This window comes from Brachybacterium sp. HMSC06H03 (assembly GCF_001807385.1).
Classification (GTDB): domain Bacteria; phylum Actinomycetota; class Actinomycetes; order Actinomycetales; family Dermabacteraceae; genus Brachybacterium; species Brachybacterium conglomeratum.
This window is the reverse complement of the sequence record NZ_KV788689.1, coordinates 84489-100445: the sequence shown is the minus strand read 5'-3', so window position 1 is coordinate 100445 and position 15957 is coordinate 84489. Positions and strand designations below refer to the sequence as shown.

The 15957-nt window shown below is 68.7% G+C and carries 18 protein-coding genes, 1 tRNA gene and 1 pseudogene; 12 read left to right on the top strand and 8 right to left on the bottom strand.

Features of this window, described 5'->3' with window-relative positions; genetic code table 11:
• The first annotated feature begins 253 nt into the window (after positions 1-253).
• The 6 genes from HMPREF3159_RS03820 (at position 254) to HMPREF3159_RS16990 (ending at position 3901) form a co-directional block, all read left to right on the top strand.
• Positions 254-925, top strand: coding sequence for a site-specific integrase (locus HMPREF3159_RS03820; protein WP_070499748.1), 672 nt, complete (start codon positions 254-256; stop codon positions 923-925).
• 88 nt (positions 926-1013) lie between these two features.
• Positions 1014-1511, top strand: coding sequence for a hypothetical protein (locus HMPREF3159_RS17785; RefSeq protein ID WP_070499747.1), 498 nt, complete (start codon positions 1014-1016; stop codon positions 1509-1511).
• Positions 1512-1531: 20 nt separating this feature from the next.
• Positions 1532-1981, top strand: coding sequence for an HD domain-containing protein (locus HMPREF3159_RS17780; RefSeq protein WP_070499746.1), 450 nt, complete (start codon positions 1532-1534; stop codon positions 1979-1981).
• 2 nt (positions 1982-1983) lie between these two features.
• Positions 1984-2352, top strand: coding sequence for a hypothetical protein (locus HMPREF3159_RS03805; protein WP_070499745.1), 369 nt, complete (start codon positions 1984-1986; stop codon positions 2350-2352).
• Between the two features lie 19 nt (positions 2353-2371).
• Positions 2372-2734 carry a hypothetical protein gene (locus HMPREF3159_RS03800; protein WP_070499744.1) on the top strand — a complete coding sequence of 121 codons (363 nt, stop codon included), beginning with the start codon at positions 2372-2374 and terminating at the stop codon, positions 2732-2734.
• A gap of 153 nt (positions 2735-2887) precedes the next feature.
• The gene (locus HMPREF3159_RS16990) at positions 2888-3901 is read left to right on the top strand and encodes a hypothetical protein (protein WP_141748059.1); all 1014 of its coding nucleotides are present in this window, start codon (positions 2888-2890) and stop codon (positions 3899-3901) included.
• A 183-nt stretch (positions 3902-4084) separates the two neighbouring features.
• Here HMPREF3159_RS16990 and HMPREF3159_RS03795 read toward each other — a convergent pair.
• The 3 genes and pseudogenes from HMPREF3159_RS03795 to HMPREF3159_RS03780 all read right to left on the bottom strand — a co-directional run bounded on the left by HMPREF3159_RS03795 (position 4085) and on the right by HMPREF3159_RS03780 (position 7056).
• A tRNA-Lys gene (locus HMPREF3159_RS03795) sits at positions 4085-4157 on the bottom strand.
• Positions 4158-4183: 26 nt separating this feature from the next.
• Positions 4184-5220 (bottom strand): annotated as a pseudogene (locus tag HMPREF3159_RS03790) (acyltransferase family protein).
• A 327-nt stretch (positions 5221-5547) separates the two neighbouring features.
• Complete coding sequence (locus tag HMPREF3159_RS03780; protein ID WP_070499741.1) at positions 5548-7056, bottom strand: alanine/glycine:cation symporter family protein; 1509 nt, start codon at positions 7054-7056, stop codon at positions 5548-5550.
• 332 nt (positions 7057-7388) lie between these two features.
• Here HMPREF3159_RS03780 and ectA point away from each other — a divergent pair, with 332 nt between their 5' ends.
• The 3 genes from ectA (at position 7389) to HMPREF3159_RS03765 (ending at position 9962) form a co-directional block, all read left to right on the top strand.
• The gene (ectA, locus tag HMPREF3159_RS03775) at positions 7389-7940 is read left to right on the top strand and encodes a diaminobutyrate acetyltransferase (RefSeq protein WP_083305778.1); all 552 of its coding nucleotides are present in this window, start codon (positions 7389-7391) and stop codon (positions 7938-7940) included.
• Between the two features lie 94 nt (positions 7941-8034).
• Positions 8035-9357, top strand: coding sequence for a diaminobutyrate--2-oxoglutarate transaminase (gene ectB / locus HMPREF3159_RS03770; protein ID WP_070499739.1), 1323 nt, complete (start codon positions 8035-8037; stop codon positions 9355-9357).
• A gap of 212 nt (positions 9358-9569) precedes the next feature.
• Positions 9570-9962 (top strand): ectoine synthase, encoded by a 393-nt coding sequence (locus HMPREF3159_RS03765; RefSeq protein ID WP_062947514.1) that lies wholly within the window; start codon positions 9570-9572, stop codon positions 9960-9962.
• Between the two features lie 161 nt (positions 9963-10123).
• Here the strand turns inward: HMPREF3159_RS03765 and HMPREF3159_RS03760 are convergent, their stop codons facing one another.
• Positions 10124-10756: a hypothetical protein gene (locus HMPREF3159_RS03760; RefSeq protein ID WP_070499738.1), complete on the bottom strand. Its 633-nt coding sequence runs from the start codon at positions 10754-10756 to the stop codon at positions 10124-10126.
• A gap of 137 nt (positions 10757-10893) precedes the next feature.
• On the opposite strand from HMPREF3159_RS03760, the gene HMPREF3159_RS03755 reads away from it, so the two are divergent.
• On the top strand, positions 10894-11547 hold the full coding sequence (locus HMPREF3159_RS03755; protein ID WP_070499753.1) for an IMPACT family protein: 654 nt from the start codon (positions 10894-10896) through the stop codon (positions 11545-11547).
• Between the two features lie 19 nt (positions 11548-11566).
• Here the strand turns inward: HMPREF3159_RS03755 and HMPREF3159_RS03750 are convergent, their stop codons facing one another.
• Together HMPREF3159_RS03750 and HMPREF3159_RS03745 are read right to left on the bottom strand one after the other, a co-directional pair.
• Positions 11567-11908 carry a hypothetical protein gene (locus HMPREF3159_RS03750; protein ID WP_070499752.1) on the bottom strand — a complete coding sequence of 114 codons (342 nt, stop codon included), beginning with the start codon at positions 11906-11908 and terminating at the stop codon, positions 11567-11569.
• Positions 11909-12033: 125 nt separating this feature from the next.
• The gene (locus tag HMPREF3159_RS03745; protein WP_070499737.1) at positions 12034-12318 is read right to left on the bottom strand and encodes a GlsB/YeaQ/YmgE family stress response membrane protein; all 285 of its coding nucleotides are present in this window, start codon (positions 12316-12318) and stop codon (positions 12034-12036) included.
• 246 nt (positions 12319-12564) lie between these two features.
• Between HMPREF3159_RS03745 and HMPREF3159_RS17390 the strand changes: the two genes are divergently transcribed.
• Both HMPREF3159_RS17390 and HMPREF3159_RS03740 read left to right on the top strand, forming a co-directional pair.
• Positions 12565-12702, top strand: coding sequence for a hypothetical protein (locus tag HMPREF3159_RS17390; RefSeq protein WP_168165364.1), 138 nt, complete (start codon positions 12565-12567; stop codon positions 12700-12702).
• Positions 12699-14063, top strand: a complete 1365-nt coding sequence (locus HMPREF3159_RS03740; RefSeq protein WP_070499736.1) for a M1 family metallopeptidase — start codon at positions 12699-12701, stop codon at positions 14061-14063. The genes HMPREF3159_RS17390 and HMPREF3159_RS03740 overlap by 4 nt, the downstream gene beginning before the upstream one ends.
• Before the next feature lie 13 nt (positions 14064-14076).
• Here the strand turns inward: HMPREF3159_RS03740 and HMPREF3159_RS03735 are convergent, their stop codons facing one another.
• Both HMPREF3159_RS03735 and nrdF read right to left on the bottom strand, forming a co-directional pair.
• Positions 14077-14643 (bottom strand): 4'-phosphopantetheinyl transferase family protein, encoded by a 567-nt coding sequence (locus tag HMPREF3159_RS03735; RefSeq protein ID WP_141748058.1) that lies wholly within the window; start codon positions 14641-14643, stop codon positions 14077-14079.
• Positions 14644-14893: 250 nt separating this feature from the next.
• Positions 14894-15862, bottom strand: a complete 969-nt coding sequence (gene nrdF / locus HMPREF3159_RS03730) for a class 1b ribonucleoside-diphosphate reductase subunit beta (protein ID WP_062947506.1) — start codon at positions 15860-15862, stop codon at positions 14894-14896.
• Between the last annotated feature and the right edge of the window lie 95 nt (positions 15863-15957).

Sequence of the window (15957 nt, the reverse complement as noted above, 5' to 3'; positions counted from 1 at the left end):
ATCGCTACACCACTTCCGGGGACTTGACCACCCGGTCGCTCAGGAGCGACCTGACGGCGTCTACGTGGATCGGCGAGTACCTACGCCGCAGGTTGCCCGGGGTGACTCTTTGCCAGCTCGCGACCTCCTGAAGGCTGGGCCGCTCGCTTGCGACGGCGTGAGCGTAGGCCGTCAGGAGCGTCCGTAGATCTTTGGCCTCGCGCTCGGCCTCGTTCGCGAAACCGAGAGACGCCAGCAGGAACAGCTCGTCGTGGTGCCCACGCCTCCGAAGCAAGATGTCGAGCCGCTGACTCCCGACGAATCCCGCACGCTCCTCAAGGCCGCGCAGGGGAACTCCTGGGAGGCTCTGTGGACGCTGTACGTGGGTCTCGGCCTTCGACGCGGCGAGGCGCTGAGACTGCGCTGGGGAGACATCGACCTCGACAACGGCCACCTCAACGTCGTGCAGTCACTCCAGCGGTCGCGAGGGGAGCTGCGGCTGAAGAGCCCGAAGACCGACACCTCTCGGCGTCGTGTCGTGCTCCCCGGGTTCTGCATCGACGCACTCATCCGTCACCGCACCTCCGAGCGAGAGAAGCTTGCTTCGCTCGAGCTACCCATTGACCAGGCGACGCTCGCGTTCACCTCCCAGGCCGGCACCGCGATCGAGCCCCGCAACGTGAACCGCGCCTTCGAGGCACTGCTGAAGAAGGCGAAGCTGCGCCGGGTCAAACTGCACGACCTCCGCCACACCTGCGCCTCGCTGCTGCTCGCGGAAGGCGTCGCCCCTCGGGTGGTCATGGAGCTGCTCGGGCACTCCGCCATCGCGGTCACGATGAACACCTACTCGCACGTGATCCCGGCGCTCCAGGACGAGTCTGCGAAGCGCATGGACGCGCTCTTCGGAACCGAGAATACGAATCTACGAGACTACGAGGTTCGGTAAGTACGAGACTACGAATCCGCAGGTCACCTTGCGTTTCCGCGCCGATCCACTTACGTTTCCACCGACTGCATCGACAAGGAGAATCACTATGCGACACCCGCTCGTTCCCTCCCTCGAGGTCCTCGGCGCCATATCCGAGAGCGACCTCTCCGAGCAATCGTTCTTCGGCAGCAACCCGGAGCGCGAGGACCGCGCCGCGCAGCACAGTTCCTCGAGCCCGCCCTACGCCGCCCCCGCGCTTCCGGGACCGATCCTGTACGTCGACCGGATGCCGAGGCGACGCCACACTGACGACTGCCAGATCGAGGTGGGCTACATCGCCGCATGGCGCTCCCTGAACGGCGCATCGCAAGGGGTCTTCTTCCTGACGATCGACGAAGCCCGGGAATTCATCAGACTCGCCCGACGGGGCATCCACACTCACGGATCGTTCATCTTCCGCGCAGCATCGATCACCAAGTTCAACGCGGGAACCGGCCGAGACGAACACTCCCTCGTCGTCGATGCTCAGCTTCACAACGAACGATCCGACGGCACGCCCGAGTGGATCACTCCCTGGCATGTCGACCCCATCCCGCACACATAGACACCCTCAGGAGGTTCCCGTTGGATCCCATCGAACGCGCCGAAGCCATCGCGCACCGCGCCCATGCCGGGCAGACCGACAAGTCAGTTCTGAACTACATCGACCATCCTCGTCGCGTCGCGGAGCGCGCAGCGCTCATCGCTCCGGCCGATCTGCGGACCGAGTGCATCGCGGCAGCCTGGCTCCATGACGTCGTCGAAGACACCGACGTGACCCATGAGGATCTACGCGAGCAGGGATTCCCGCAGCTCGTCCTCGAGGCGGTGGACCGGCTGACGAAGAAGCCCGACCTCGCACGAGCCGACTACTTCGCGGCCATCCGCGCCCATGCGGTGGCTCGAGTTGTGAAGACCGCAGACCTCATCGACAACACCGATCCGGAGCGCACCGCGCTGCTCGAAGAGACAACCAGGATCCGGCTCGCGGCGAAGTACGCAGAATCCTGGGCGCTACTGCTCGGCGACGTCTGACGATGGTCGACTTCTACCGCGTCTTCCACGACCACCACCCCGACGAGAACGGCATCATCGTCGCTGACGACGGAGTGTCGGAGTACGCGTACGTGGCCAACACCGGGCTTTGGCACCGGGAGCCGTTCGCGGGGACCGTCGCCCTCTTCCGCGACGAGAAGTACGACCGCGTTCGCATCGGGACTGAGGAAGTGTACGAACGCATCGGTCAGAGTCGACCGATCTGGAACCAGGGCTTCGGAGCGAAGGGGCTCCGCTCACGACGACTCCAGCCCGAGTTCGAGAAGCGGACCAGCTCCGATCTCGGTCTCGATCCCGCGCGAGTCGCCCCTCGCCGACGACGCGGGGCGCCGCCTCCCGTTGGTCGATGACGACCCCTCTCCGGAGCAAGTGAGCGTCGCCGACATCTGGGAGCAGGAGTCCGAGGGCCTCGAATCGTCCGACTGCAGCCATCGCCCGCTCACCGTTGAGCTGCTAATGGCAATCGCCGAAGATGTCGTCGCGGTACCGGTGCCACACCACCTCAGACACAGCGAGGTCGCCGGCATCCTGAAGGAGCTGTGGGGCCTGCAGACGGTCTGCCACTACTTCCAGACGGCTCTCGAGACGGCGGCACTTCGGGTCAACGTGACCATCGACGCCAGCTACGAGCTGACCGCCGCCCTGGCCATCGCTAAGGACTTCAGCGACCGCTGGGACGGCTGCCCCGACGAGGAACGCATCAAAATGCGGAAAGCTGGGGATCCGCTCTGACCGCGCCAAGACGTTCATGGCCTTATGCGCCGAGCTGCGAACATGCTGCACCAACCACCACAGCCGCTCTGTCGCAACCCCGAGCAACGCTGACTGGCGCCCTAAGCCGGAATCACGCCCTCACATCGCCCCTGCACGCAGCATAATGAGCGCATGGACTCGTCCCGTATCGCCTTGAACTACCTGCGACTTGTATACCCGCCCGTTTCAAGCTTTGAAGCAGAATACATAGTATCTGACAGTGAGGTGAAAGCTGTACTGGAAGACAGCAACTTCTATATGATCGCAAAGCGCCCGCAGATCTTCTTTGGCCATCCGGAGATTTCAAGTGATGAGACCCTCCTAACACTCCCCCTGAAGATGACGCTGGACACAGGCGAGACTGTTGAGGATTGCGCCGAGATCAACCTGGACGAACTTCCATCCTCGTCCCCTCACGCCGATATCACCCTTTCCTTTGACGAGCGCCACAAGTTCATTTCAATACACGAGGGGTCCGCGAGTGAAGTAGACGCGGATCGTGCACCACTTCTCGACTGGTTCACGACAGAGAAGCTACTCTTCGACCGATGGAGGAATAAGCCTGGAATCTCCGGGCTGCACCATCTACGAAAATTTACCAACTATGAACTCCTGTACGTCGGCATCTCCAATGAAAACAACACTGGCGTCCGCTTGTTCAGCGGATCACACGAAGCTCGCCAGCGTATCCTAAATAACGAGTTCGCGATATATGGCGGCGGACGGATCTCTGAGGAGATCTACCTCTTCGCCTTCGATATCGAGCCAGTATCTGTGCGAACGCTCGCATTGACGGACCGACTGACTGGACACCCCGGCGGGCCCGACTTTCTCGAGAAAAAGAAGGTAATCGCCGATGCCGAGAAGGCCTTCATTGACCTACTGGGAGTCAAGTACAATCGTACAAAGTATGAAAATTACCCGAAAGGCAAAGACGGCCTCTACACATCCGGACTGTCAGGCTACATGTACCAGATTGCCGAGAGCATCACTCTTGTAGCGGAGAACTGCACTTTCCGTGGTGACAGAGATCTACTGACTGGATACCCGACGAACTGCGCAAACGCGCTCGTCATCCGAGACGAACTCACTACAGTTTTCGATCCCCCAGATAGCAATGAGGGCGACGACTGCTCGACTGACTGAAAGGGGGCCGCGCCCCCGAAGTCCGCGATTTGACGAATCACGGCCTGCACAAAGGTGCCGACTCGGCGTTCCTATCCACAACTTGCCACGCTGCACCCGCACAGCCGCGTTGCTGTCAAAGCTGCTGTCAACTCCGGCTCGAAGCACTTACCCTAGAGGAAACTTCTCCGATCTGACCTGCGGTGGGCCCGGAGGGGATCGAACCCTCGACCCGCGGATTAAAAGTCCGATGCTCTGCCGACTGAGCTACAGGCCCGTGCCCGCCGAGCGGGCCTGCCCATCCTACCGGCGCGTGCAGGCAGGGGCGGCCTCGCCCACGGGGGCGGCGCCTGCCGCAGGCATCGCGTCGACGGCGCGATCGACGACGGGCTCCGCGGCCTGGGAGACCACCTCGCCAGCCGCCGCAGCGGGCGCCCCCGCGGCCTTCCGCGCCGGGAACGCATAGAGGAAACCGGTGACTGGCCGCAGCAGCACCGCGAGCACGCAGACGCCGATGGTCACCGCGTAGTACAGCGCGAACGTCCCCGGCCCGGCGGGCAGGTCGATGTGCCGGCCGAGCAGCTCGATCACCGGCAGGTGCACCAGATACGGGACGATCGAGTTGCGGCCCAGCCACTCCACGGGGCGCAGCGCGCGTAGGCGCGGGAGCCGCTGGAGCACGCCCACTGCTCCCACCACGGCCAGCAGCACCACGACCTGGGTGAGCACGGGCACCTGCGGCTCGACGTCGATCCGGGCGGCGTGCAGCGCCCAGGCCGCCGCGACGGCGAGCGCGGGCACCGTCACGATCCAGGGCACCGGCCCGCGGGCGAGCACCGGGCGCAGCGCGGCGCCCGCGAAGAAGAACACCGCATAGAACACGAACTTGTCCGGGCGCGGCCCGACCATGTCGTGCGCCACCCCCAGCAGCGGCAGCGCCATCCACGCCACCACCGAGGCGAGCGCCACCCAGCCGGAATGAATCCGCCTCGTGACCAGCCCGATCACGTAGTAGCAGAACAGCGCGGCGAGGAACCAGGTGTACATCCCGTTCAGCCACCACAGCGGCTCGTCAGCGTGGCCCCAGCCGAGGATCGGCAGCATCACCGCGGACCACAGCAGCCACGGCCACAGCAGGCCGCGAAGCTTCCCGGCGAGGAAGCGGCCGGGCGGGCCAGCAGCAGACCGGAGGCGAACAGCAGCGCCGGCATCCGGAAGGGGGCCAGCGCCTCGGACAGCTCGACCATCGCCCAGGGCGTGCCGCCGTCCCAGATCTGCTGGACCAGGCGCAGGTGGTGTGCGATCACCAGCAGGATCGCCGTGCCCCGCAGGAGGTCCATCCAGTGCTGACGGGTCGGCTCTCCCGTCGGCGCCGCGGCGCTCGTCGCGCTCGCTGGGCTCGTCGAGGCCGCGGGGCCCGAGAGGGTCCTCGTCCCTGTCGCAGGGCTCGCGGTGCTGCTGGTACTGCTACTCATCGCGCACGAGACTACGAGCGCGCCGCGCCGAGAGCGTGCACGTCCTCGGCGCGGCGCGTGAAGACCCTGTGCCCATCGGGGCGGGGGCGACGAACCTCCGAGGCGGGGTCGGCGCCCTTCGAAACGGGCTCGACGCCCTTCGGACATGGGGCGACGAGCCCGTCGGCCCACCGCCCCGCCGCGTCCCGCAGGTCAGCGGGCGGCAGCCTCCTCGCGGGCGTCCTGGTAGTCGCACACGTCCTCGTCGACCCAGACCTCGACGTTCTTGATCTCGGGCAGGTCGGAGGCGAGGAAGATCGGGTCCAGGCCCTGGGCGCGCTGAGCGTTGTAGTGCTTCAGCAGCTTCACGGCCGTCGGGGCGAGCAGCGCGATCACCACGAGGTTGATCAGGGCGATGAACACCATCGAGACGCCCGCGATGGTCCAGGCGAGGTCGACCGCGATCACGGAGCCCATCAGCACCAGCGCCACGACGGCGACGCCGAAGGCCACGTGCCAGCCCCGCTTCGAGGTCAGGAAGTGCATGTTCGCCTCGCCGTACGAGAAGTTGCCCAGCACCGAGGTGAAGGCGAGCAGGAACATGATCAGCGCCAGCAGGATCGCGGCCCACGGCCCGAGGGTGCTCGAGAGCGACTCCTGGACCATCGTCAGGCCCTCACCTCCGGTGGAGACGTCGGGGAAGGAGACCAGCACGATGAACGCGGTGATCGAGCAGATCAGCAGGGTGTCGAAGTAGACGCCGAGGGTCTGGACGAGCCCCTGCTTGACCGGATGGCTGACCGAGGCGGTCGCGGCGACGTTGGGGACCGAGCCCATGCCGGCCTCGTTCGAGAGCATGCCGCGCTGGACGCCGTTGACGATCACGGCGCCGATCCCGCCGCCGATCGCGGCCTGCGGGGAGACCGACTCGGTGACGATCTGCGTGAGCACGCGGGGCAGCTCGCCCAGGTGCAGGCCGACGATGACGATGCCGATCAGCAGATAGAGCCCAGCCATGATCGGGACCATGTTCTGGGCGACGGTCGCCACGCGGCGCATGCCGCCGAAGATGATCCCCGCGGTCAGCGCCGCGAGCAGGATTCCCAGCACGGGGGCGAGCCAGGGCAGGCCGTCGGGGTCGGTGTACAGGGCAACCGCGCCGGTGACGGCGTCGACGATGGTGTTGGCCTGCAGCGAGGTGAAGGCGAAGGCGAAGCAGAAGATGAACAGCACCGCGAAGAAGGCGCCGAAGCCGCGCGAGCCGAGGCCGCGGTGGATGTAGAAGGCGGGGCCACCCTTGTAGGTGTCGTCCGCGCGGGTCTTCCACAGCTGGGCGAGGGTCGACTCGATGAAGCTCGCCGCGCCGGTGAGCACGCACATCACCCACATCCACAGCACCGCGCCGGGGCCGCCGAGGAAGATCGCGCCGGCCACGCCGGAGATGTTGCCGGTTCCCACGCGGGCCGCGGCGGAGACGGAGAAGGCCTGGAAGGCGCTGAGGGACTTCGAACGCTTCGCGTCGGTGCCGGGGCCTTCGACCTCCTCCTGCACGGGCTTCTGCGCGATCGCGGAGAGCATCGCGGGGATCATCCGCAGCTGCACCACGCCGGTGCGGACGGTGAAGTAGAGGCCGAGGAGGATGACCACGGGCATCCCTGCCCAGGTCCACAGCCAGCCCTCGGCGCTGCCGAGGAACTCGTTGAGGGATTCGAGGGGGTTCATGGGCTCGACGGTAGCGGGAGGGGCGGGCCCTCCCCGGGCTCTCCTCCCGGCGGGCCGGGCGCCGGAGACCTTTACGCCCCCGCGCGCGCGAGGCTCGTGTCCCAGTGCACGGACACGTGACGCACACCACTCCCGTCCTTGCGCACCTCAGATCCGCCCACTGGCCTGCAGGACAACGCCGCAGGTCGCTACACATCGAACAGGGTTGTCGGACAATCCGTGGAGCGGACGCCAGATCGTCACAATTACGTCACGACACACCGAGGAACCCCCTCCGCGGCCCGACCGAGGGGTCCCGATCGTCGCGTCGCCGGGCTAGCGTGGTCGGCGATATGGGCCCGTTGACGACGCACAGCGCAGACCACCCTTCACCCACCGATCAGGCCGCGGGAGACAGCCCCGGCCTTCAGATCCGGCCCCCGTCCCTGGCCGACGGCGCCGCCATGTGGCGCCTGGCCCGCGACAGCGGCACGCTCGACCTGAACACCTCCTACGCCTACCTCCTGCTGGCCCGCGACTTCGCGGCCACCTCGCGCCTCGCCGTGCGGGACGGGGAGGGCGTGGGCTTCGTGCTCGGGTACCTCCGTCCCGCCGCGCCCGAGACGCTCTTCGTCTGGCAGATCGCGGTGGACGCCTCCCAGCGCGGCAAGCAGGTCGCCGGCCGGATGCTCGACGCCCTGCTCGAGGAGCTCCCGCAGGTGAGGCGGCTCGAGACCACCATCACGGAGGACAACACCGCCTCGCAGCGGCTCTTCGCCTCCTTCGCCCGCCGTCACGGCGCGAGCGAGGAGATCACCGAGCTGATCACCGAGGAGCACTTCCCGGACGCCGGGCACGGCGCGGAGCTGCTCCACACGATCAGTCCCCTGCACGCCGGGAACTGAGCTCCCCACCCGTGCCCCACCACCGGGCAGGGGCGCCTCCGCGCGCCCTCCTGCTCCCCGCAGACCACCGCACCACCCCACCCGAGGAGATGGCATGACCACGACCGCCCCGACCGAGACCACCGCGAAGCGCCAGCCGGCCGACCAGGCCGGCGCCCCGTCCGTCGACCCGACCGAGCTCGAGTCCGGAGTCCGCTCCTACTCCCGCGGCTGGCCCGCCGTGTTCACCCGCGCCAAGGGCTCCGTGCTGACCGCCGAGGACGGCAAGGAGTACATCGACTTCTTCGCCGGCGCCGGCACCCTGAACTACGGCCACAACCACCCCGAGCTCAAGAAGGTCGTCATCGACCACTACCTCGAGGACCGCGTGGTGCACGGCCTGGACATGTTCACCGACGTGCGCCGCGAGTTCCTCCAGACCTTCGACGAGAAGATCCTGAGGCCCCGCGGCCTGGACTACAAGGTCGCCTTCCCCGGCCCCGGCGGCACCAACGCGGTCGAGGCCGCGCTGAAGCTGGCCCGCAAGGTCACCGGGCGCGAGTCCGTCGTGAGCTTCACCAACGGCTTCCACGGCATGACCCTCGGTGCGCTGTCCGTCACCGGCAACTCGATGAAGCGCGGCGGTGCCGGCATCCCGCTGGTGCACTCCACCCCGATGCCCTTCGACGACTACTTCGGCCAGGTCGTCCCCGACTTCATGTACCTCGAGCGCCTGCTCACCGACGGCGGCTCCGGGCTGAACAAGCCCGCCGCCGTGATCGTCGAGACGGTGCAGGGCGAGGGCGGCATCAACGCCGCCCGCGCCGAGTGGCTGCGGGGCCTCGCGGACCTGTGCAAGGAGCACGAGATCCTGCTGATCGTCGACGACATCCAGATGGGCTGCGGCCGCACCGGCGGATTCTTCAGCTTCGAGGAGGCCGGGATCGAGCCCGATATGGTCACCCTGTCGAAGTCGATCAGCGGCTACGGCCACCCGCTCGCGCTCACCCTGATCAAGCCCGAGCTGGACATCTGGGAGCCCGGCGAGCACAACGGCACCTTCCGCGGCTTCGGCCCCGCCTTCGCCACCGCCACCAAGGCCATCGAGCTGTTCTGGAGCGATGACGAGCTGCAGCGGTCCACCGAGGCCAAGGGCGCCTACGTCGAGTCGCGCTTCAACCGGATCGCGGCCCGCCACGCCGACCACGAGCTCGTGGTCAAGGGCCGCGGTCTCGCCCGTGGCCTGCAGATGCCCTCCGGCGAGATCGCCGGCGCGATCGCCGCGCGCGCCTTCGAGGAGGGCCTGCTGGTGGAGACCTCCGGCCCCTCCGACGAGGTCGTGAAGCTGCTGCCCGCGCTCACCATCCCCGAGGAGCTGCTCGAGAAGGGGCTGGACATCATCGAGGCCGCCGTCGACGAGGCCCTCGCCGCCGCCTGAGGCGCCACCGTCCGAGGCGCCTCGAGCCCGAAGCGTCCGGGGCCCGGAGGCCCGGGGTCCCCGAAGACCCCAGGTCCGACGGTCCCGCGCGCGGCCGCCTCGGCCCCGCTCCCCGTCGGCCCGTCGCCTCGCGCGTCGGGCCGACGCCCGCGGGTCGCCCTGCGCGCCCGCGGACCACGACCAGAGAATCCCCACCGGAAGGACCACCCACCATGCTCGTTCGCACTCTCGCCGAGGTCGAGGACACCGACGCCGACATCAAGTCGGAGAACTGGCGCTCCAAGCGCATCATCCTGGCGAAGGAGGGAGTGGGCTTCTCCGTCCACGAGACCACCCTCTACGCCGGCACCGAGAGCTTCTTCTGGTACGCCAACCACATCGAGGCCGTCTTCATCACGCAGGGCGAGGGCACCATCGAGGACCTCGCCACCGGTGAGATCCACGAGCTGGCCCCCGGCACGCTGTACCTGCTCAACGACCACGACAAGCACAAGGTGCGCCCCCGCACCGAGATCAAGTGCGTGTGCGTGTTCAACCCGCCCGTGACCGGGCGCGAGGTCCATGACGAGAACGGCGTGTACCCGCTGATCACCGAGGACGCCTGAGCGTCCCGCCCGCGCAGCCCCTGCGCTGAGCGGCCGACGGGCCCGGCAGGAGCATCGCTCCTGCCGGGCCCGTCGTGCATCCCCGGCGTGCGGCGTCCGCGGGCCGGCGGGCGCCCGTCCGCAGCGGTCTCGCCGACGCTGTGCGGGCGCACCAGTCCGGCTCAGTCGCGGCCGCGACGCACGAGCAGGATGATCACGCCGACCACCAGCAGCAGGAAGCCGAGCACGCCGCCGCCGATGGCGAGGAAGATCCCGCCGAGGCCGGCGAAGATGCCGCCGATCGAGACGGGCGGGCCGATCATCACGGGCGTGCCGCCGCAGTCGATCGTGTAGTCGCCGGCCTCCTCGGCGGTGAAGGAGTCGAAGGAGTCCCATTCGCGTCCCTCGTTGCCGAAGCCGCTGGTCTGGATGGTGCCCTCGCCGACCGCTGGGCCGTCGATCGTGCACTGCGGAGCGGGCGTGCCCTCCTCGGCGTACAGCTGCACCGTCTCGTCGGCCTCGGCGGTGTATGTGCCGGAGCCGCTCTCGAGGATCTGATACTTCTCGGCGCCGCTGGCGACCTGGCCGAACCCGATCACGGCCGTCACGATCCCGATCACGAGGCTGAGCCCGATGATCACGGCGCCGAGGATGATCAGGACCTTGGGCGCCTTCGACGGCTTCTTCGCCGGGGCGGCCGCGGACTGGTTCCAGCCGCCGGGCTGGGGCGCGCCACCGGGCTGCGGGCCGGGCTGGTTCCAGCCTCCGCCGGGCGGCGGGGCGAGCGGACCGGAGTATGAGGGCGGCTGTGTCACGGGATGCTCCTGGGGGGATCGCGCAGTGGGACGGTCACGAGGAGCGGATGCCGACCCCCGACGACACCGACAGGCTATCCGGCGGGGGCCCCGACCGGCAGGCACATGCCGTGACCGGCACGCCTAGACTCGCCTGCATGCACTCTCCCCTCGTCCTCGCCGCCGATGTCGAGACCGAGCTGGTGGAGAAGAAGTCCCGCTTCCTCACCCGGCTGCACCGGGTCGGCGAGGTCGAGCAGGCCGACGCCCTGCTGCGTGCCGCCCGCGCCGAGCATCCGGGCGCCCGCCACCACTGCACCGCCCTCGTGCTCGAGGAGACGGCCGAACGGGCAGAGGTCCATCGCAGCAACGACGACGGGGAGCCCTCCGGGACTGCGGGCATGCCGATGCTGCAGTCGCTGCTGCACGCCGATCTCGTGGACGTCTTCGCGATCGTGATCCGCTATTTCGGCGGGGTGAAGCTCGGGGCGGGCGGGCTGGTGCGCGCCTACACCGCCGGCGTCGAGCAGGCCGTCGCCGCGGCGACGCTGCTGCGGCGCACGGAGCTGCTGGAGGCGCGGATCGAGGTGCCGCCGGTCGATGCGGGGATCGCGGAGAACGCGGTGCGCATCTGGGCCGCCGCCCGCGGCGCGGCGGTGGAGCCCACCGAGTACGGGGCACGCGCCGCGCTGCTCACCGTGCTGGTGGCCCCTTCGGACCTCGAGGACCTGCGCGAGGACACGGCCCGCTGGTCCGCGGGGCGGCGCACCGTTGAGGTCACCGGCCGTCGCACGGCCGACGTGCCGCTGTGACGGCCTCCCGCCGGGCGGCTCAGATGTCGTCCTCGAGAGCGGGGCCGCCCTCGTTCTCCCAGTTCTCGATGCGCCTGGCGGTGCGGGGGTTGAACTTCTGGCGCACGCCGTGGCCGACGCCGGCCTCGTCGTCGGCCGGGAGGAACTCGACGCCGAGCTCCTCGAGGCCTGCGCGCAGGATCTCCTGGCGCTCCTCGTCGAGGTCCTGGCGGCCGCGCTCGAAGGCGAGGACGTCCTCCGCCTCCAGTCCCGTGCGCGCCGCGAGCACGGCGGCGGAGACCTGGGCGAGAGCGCGACCGGCGCGTGTGAGATCGGCGGTGATCACCGGGGATGCGGTGGCCTGCGGGTCGGTGGAGGTCATGCCCTCAGCCTCGCCCATCGGTGCGGGGATTTCCCGCGTTCCCCTCCACGAACGGCGCCGCGCCGCCCCGGGGTCCCGGGACGGCGCGGCGGAGGTAGGGCGCGGACAGGCCGCGCCCCCAGGGATCAGGCGCGGTTCTTGGTCGCGAGTCCGTAGATCACCATGACGACGATCGCGCCGATCACGGCGAGCAGGATCGTGCCGATGCTCCACGGGTTGTTCATGATTCCCGAGATGCCGTCGCCGCCGAAGAGGCTGCCGATGAAGCCGCCGACGATCGCGCCGATGACGCCGAGGACGATGGTCATGCCCAGGCCCATGCTCTGCTTGCCGGGCATGACGGCGCGGGCGAGGAGCCCGATGATCGCGCCGATGATCAGCCAGGAGATGATCAGACCGATGAGTCCCATGGTGAAACTCCTTGAGATCGGGGAAGGGTGTGCGTATCCAATGTAACGCTCTGTGCATTCATGTTCCGGCATTCGCGACCGACCCATCGGTCGGAGCGTTGATCCGGTACTGCCTTCCCGGTCCGGCCGCCTCCCATGAATCGTCCCCTGCCGCTCGGCCCCTCCGCTGGTCCGCGCGCGTCCGCCCCTCCGCAGAGGGAGCGTTGCGGGATCGGAGAGGGAACACCGCGGGATCACGGCGAGCGCGTGCCGACCGGGACCCGCTGGACCGGCAACCCGATCGGCCCCTGGGCCGACGACGACGCCCCGCTGGACGGCACCGCCGACGAGCACGACGACGAGGACGACGCGCGCGAGCGCGAGCACATGGAGGAGCGCGCATGAGCACCACCCGACCGGGCAGCGACCCCTATCTCCCGGGGCACGGCGACGCCTCCTACTCCGTGCAGCGGTACGCGCTCGACCTCGCCTACAAGGTCGAGACGAACCGTCTGGACGGCACCGCGACCCTGAGCTGCCAGGTGCACGAGGACACCGGCGCGCTGCACCTGGACCTCTACGGCCTGCAGGTCTCCTCCGTGCAGCTCGACGGGAAGCCGATCAAGCACAGCCACCACGGCGGCGACCTCACCGTGAAGTCCTCGTTCACCGCGGGGCAGGAGGCCACTGTCGAGGTGCGCTACGGCGGCAAGCCGCGCCCGGTCCGCTCGCGCCTGCACGGGCCGACCGGCTGGGAGGAGCTGGAGGACGGGGTGATCGTCGCCGCCCAGCCTCACGGCGCCCCCTCCTGGTTCCCCTGCAACGACCGCCCCGACGACAAGGCCGTCTACGAGATCAGCCTGGCCGCGAACCCCGCCTATCACGTCGCCGTCTCCGGCGAGCTGGAGGGCAAGCGCCGCAAGGGCAACGCCACCACCTGGAGCTACCGCCAGGACGTACCGATGCCGACCTATCTCGCCACGGTCCAGATCGGCCGGTACACCGAGGTGCCGCACCGTGGGGCGTCGGTGCCGGTGCGCTCCCTGGTGCCCGCCGGGGTGGGCGCGAAGGAGCTCGCGCCGGGCTTCGCCCGGCAGCCCGAGATGCTCGAGCTTTTCACGCGCATGTACGGCCCCTACCCCTTCCCCTCCTACACCGCGGTGATCACCGAGGACGAGCTGGAGATCCCGCTGGAGTCCCAGGCGCTGTCCACCTTCGGCCGCAACCACCTGGCCGAGGACTGGGAGGCGGAGCGGCTGATCGCCCATGAGCTGTCCCACCAGTGGTTCGGCAACGCCGTGACCCTCGAGCGGTGGCAGGACATCTGGCTGCACGAGGGCTTCGCCTGCTACAGCGAATGGCTGTGGGCGGAGGAGACCGGCCGCTCCACCGTCGAGGAGGAGGCTCGCCACCACCACGCGGCGCTCGCGGAGCTGCCCGAGGACCTGCTGGTCGCCGATCCCGGTCCGGAGCTGATGTTCGACGACCGGCTGTACAAGCGCGGCGCCCTGGCCCTGCACGCCCTGCGCCGCCGCGTGGGCGACGAGACGTTCTTCCCGCTGATCCGGTCGTGGCTGGCGCAGAACCTCGGCGGCTCGGTGACCACAGAGATGTTCGAGGAGCATGCCGCGCGCGAGAGCGGCGAGGACCTCACGGACCTGTTCGCCGCGTGGCTCCACGACGAGGAGCTGCCGGAGCTCACCGATCAGCCGGTCTCTCGCGAGCCGACCCATCGGGGGCTGCGGTCTCTGTTCCCTCGCAGTTGACGGCGGGGCGCGGTCACTCCTGCGCCAGCGCCACCTGCGCCACGAACCCTGCCGGCGCCTCCACCTCGCGCAGATCATGCTCCGCGAGGCGCACCTCGGACATCGGGGTGCGCAGCCCGGTGCCGAGGAGCTTGAGCACCGCCTCCTTGCCGGCCCAGATCAGGGCCCGGCCCTCGGCGGTGCGGTCCTGGCCGACCTCCGCCGGGTGCAGCACGAGGGCGGGGTCCCAGCCGCGGTCGACCGCCGCGATCTCCTCGAGGTCCACCCCGATCCCGCCGCCGACGCGCACGGCGGTGAGCAGATGCGGGCCCGAGCGGGAAAGGCTCACGCCGAGCACCGGACGCGGGCTCGTGGCAGCGCCTCGCCCTGCGGTCGCCCGCCCGTCCGCCCTGCCCCAGGTCCCCGTGCCCCCGTCGGCTGTACCCACGACCCGCGCCCAGGGCCGGCCGTGGGAGACCGCGCCGCAGGACGGGCAGTGCCGCCCCACCCTGATCCCGTCGGGCTGCACGCCCACCACGTCGGCGACGTGGGCGGCGAGGACCCGGTCGGCGTCGTCCGTGACGGGATGCAGACGCAGCATGTCGGCAGGGAGACCGGCGCTCACGGCACGTACCGATCGGGCACGGACTTCAGCGGCACGAGCCAGCACCAGGTCGCCGCCGGATCCTCCCGCACCGCGATCGGGTCGTGCACGATCGCGAGGCCTCGCCGACGCGGATCGACGGCTCGGAACAGGGCCTGCAGCAGCGGGTCGACCCCCGCGCAGGCGGATGGCAGGAGGCCCGGAGAGGCAGCGTGCTGCGTCTCCGGGCCTCCGAGGCGGCCGGGGCTCAGAAGTCCCAGTCGTCGTCCTCGGTCTCGACGGCCTTGCCCATGACGTAGCTCGAGCCGGAGCCGGAGAAGAAGTCGTGGTTCTCGTCCGCGTTCGGGGAGAGCGAGGCGAGGATCGCGGGGTTCACCTCGACCTGGTCCTGCGGGAACAGGGCCTCGTAGCCGAGGTTCATCAGCGCCTTGTTCGCGTTGTAGCGCAGGAAGGTCTTGACCTCCTCGGTCCAGCCGACCGGGTCGTAGAGGTCCTCGGTGTACTCCTCCTCGTTGTCGTACAGCTCCATGAGCAGCGAGAAGGTGTAGTCCTTCAGCTCCGCCTGGCGGGCGGCGTCGGCCTTCTCCACGGCCTTCTGGAACTTGTAGCCGATGTAGTAGCCGTGCACGGCCTCGTCGCGGATGATCAGGCGGATGATGTCCGCCGTGTTCGTCAGCTCGCCGCGGCTGGAGTAGTGCATCGGCAGGTAGAAGCCGGAGTAGAACAGGAAGGACTCCAGCAGGGTCGAGGCGACCTTGCGCTTCTCCGGGTCGTCGCCCTGGTAGTAGTCCATGACGATGTTCGCCTTCTTCTGCAGCGGCTCGTTGAACTCGCTCCAGCGGAAGGCCTCGTCGATCTGCTTGGTGTTCGACAGCGTCGAGAAGATCTGGGAGTACGACTTCGCGTGCACGGACTCCATGAACGCGATGTTGGTGTACACCGCCTCCTCATGGGGCGTGATCGCGTCGGGGATCAGAGAGACCGCGCCCACCGTGCCCTGCACCGTGTCCAGCAGGGTCAGGCCCGTGAACACGCGCATCACCAGCTGCTGCTCGGACTCGGTCAGACGGTTCCAGGACTGGACGTCGTTGGACAGCGGCACCTTCTCGGGAAGCCAGAAGTTGCCGGTCAGGCGGTCCCAGACCTCCTGGTCCTTCGGGTCCGGGATCCGGTTCCAGTTGATCGCCTGGACCGTCGTCTTCAGGTGGTCGTTCACCGCAGCCTCACTTGCTCCTCAAGGGTCGTCGTCGTGTGCCCTCCAGTCTAGGCATCGAAGGCTCGCCCGGCGCCCTCCGGCCCGCCTCGGAGAGG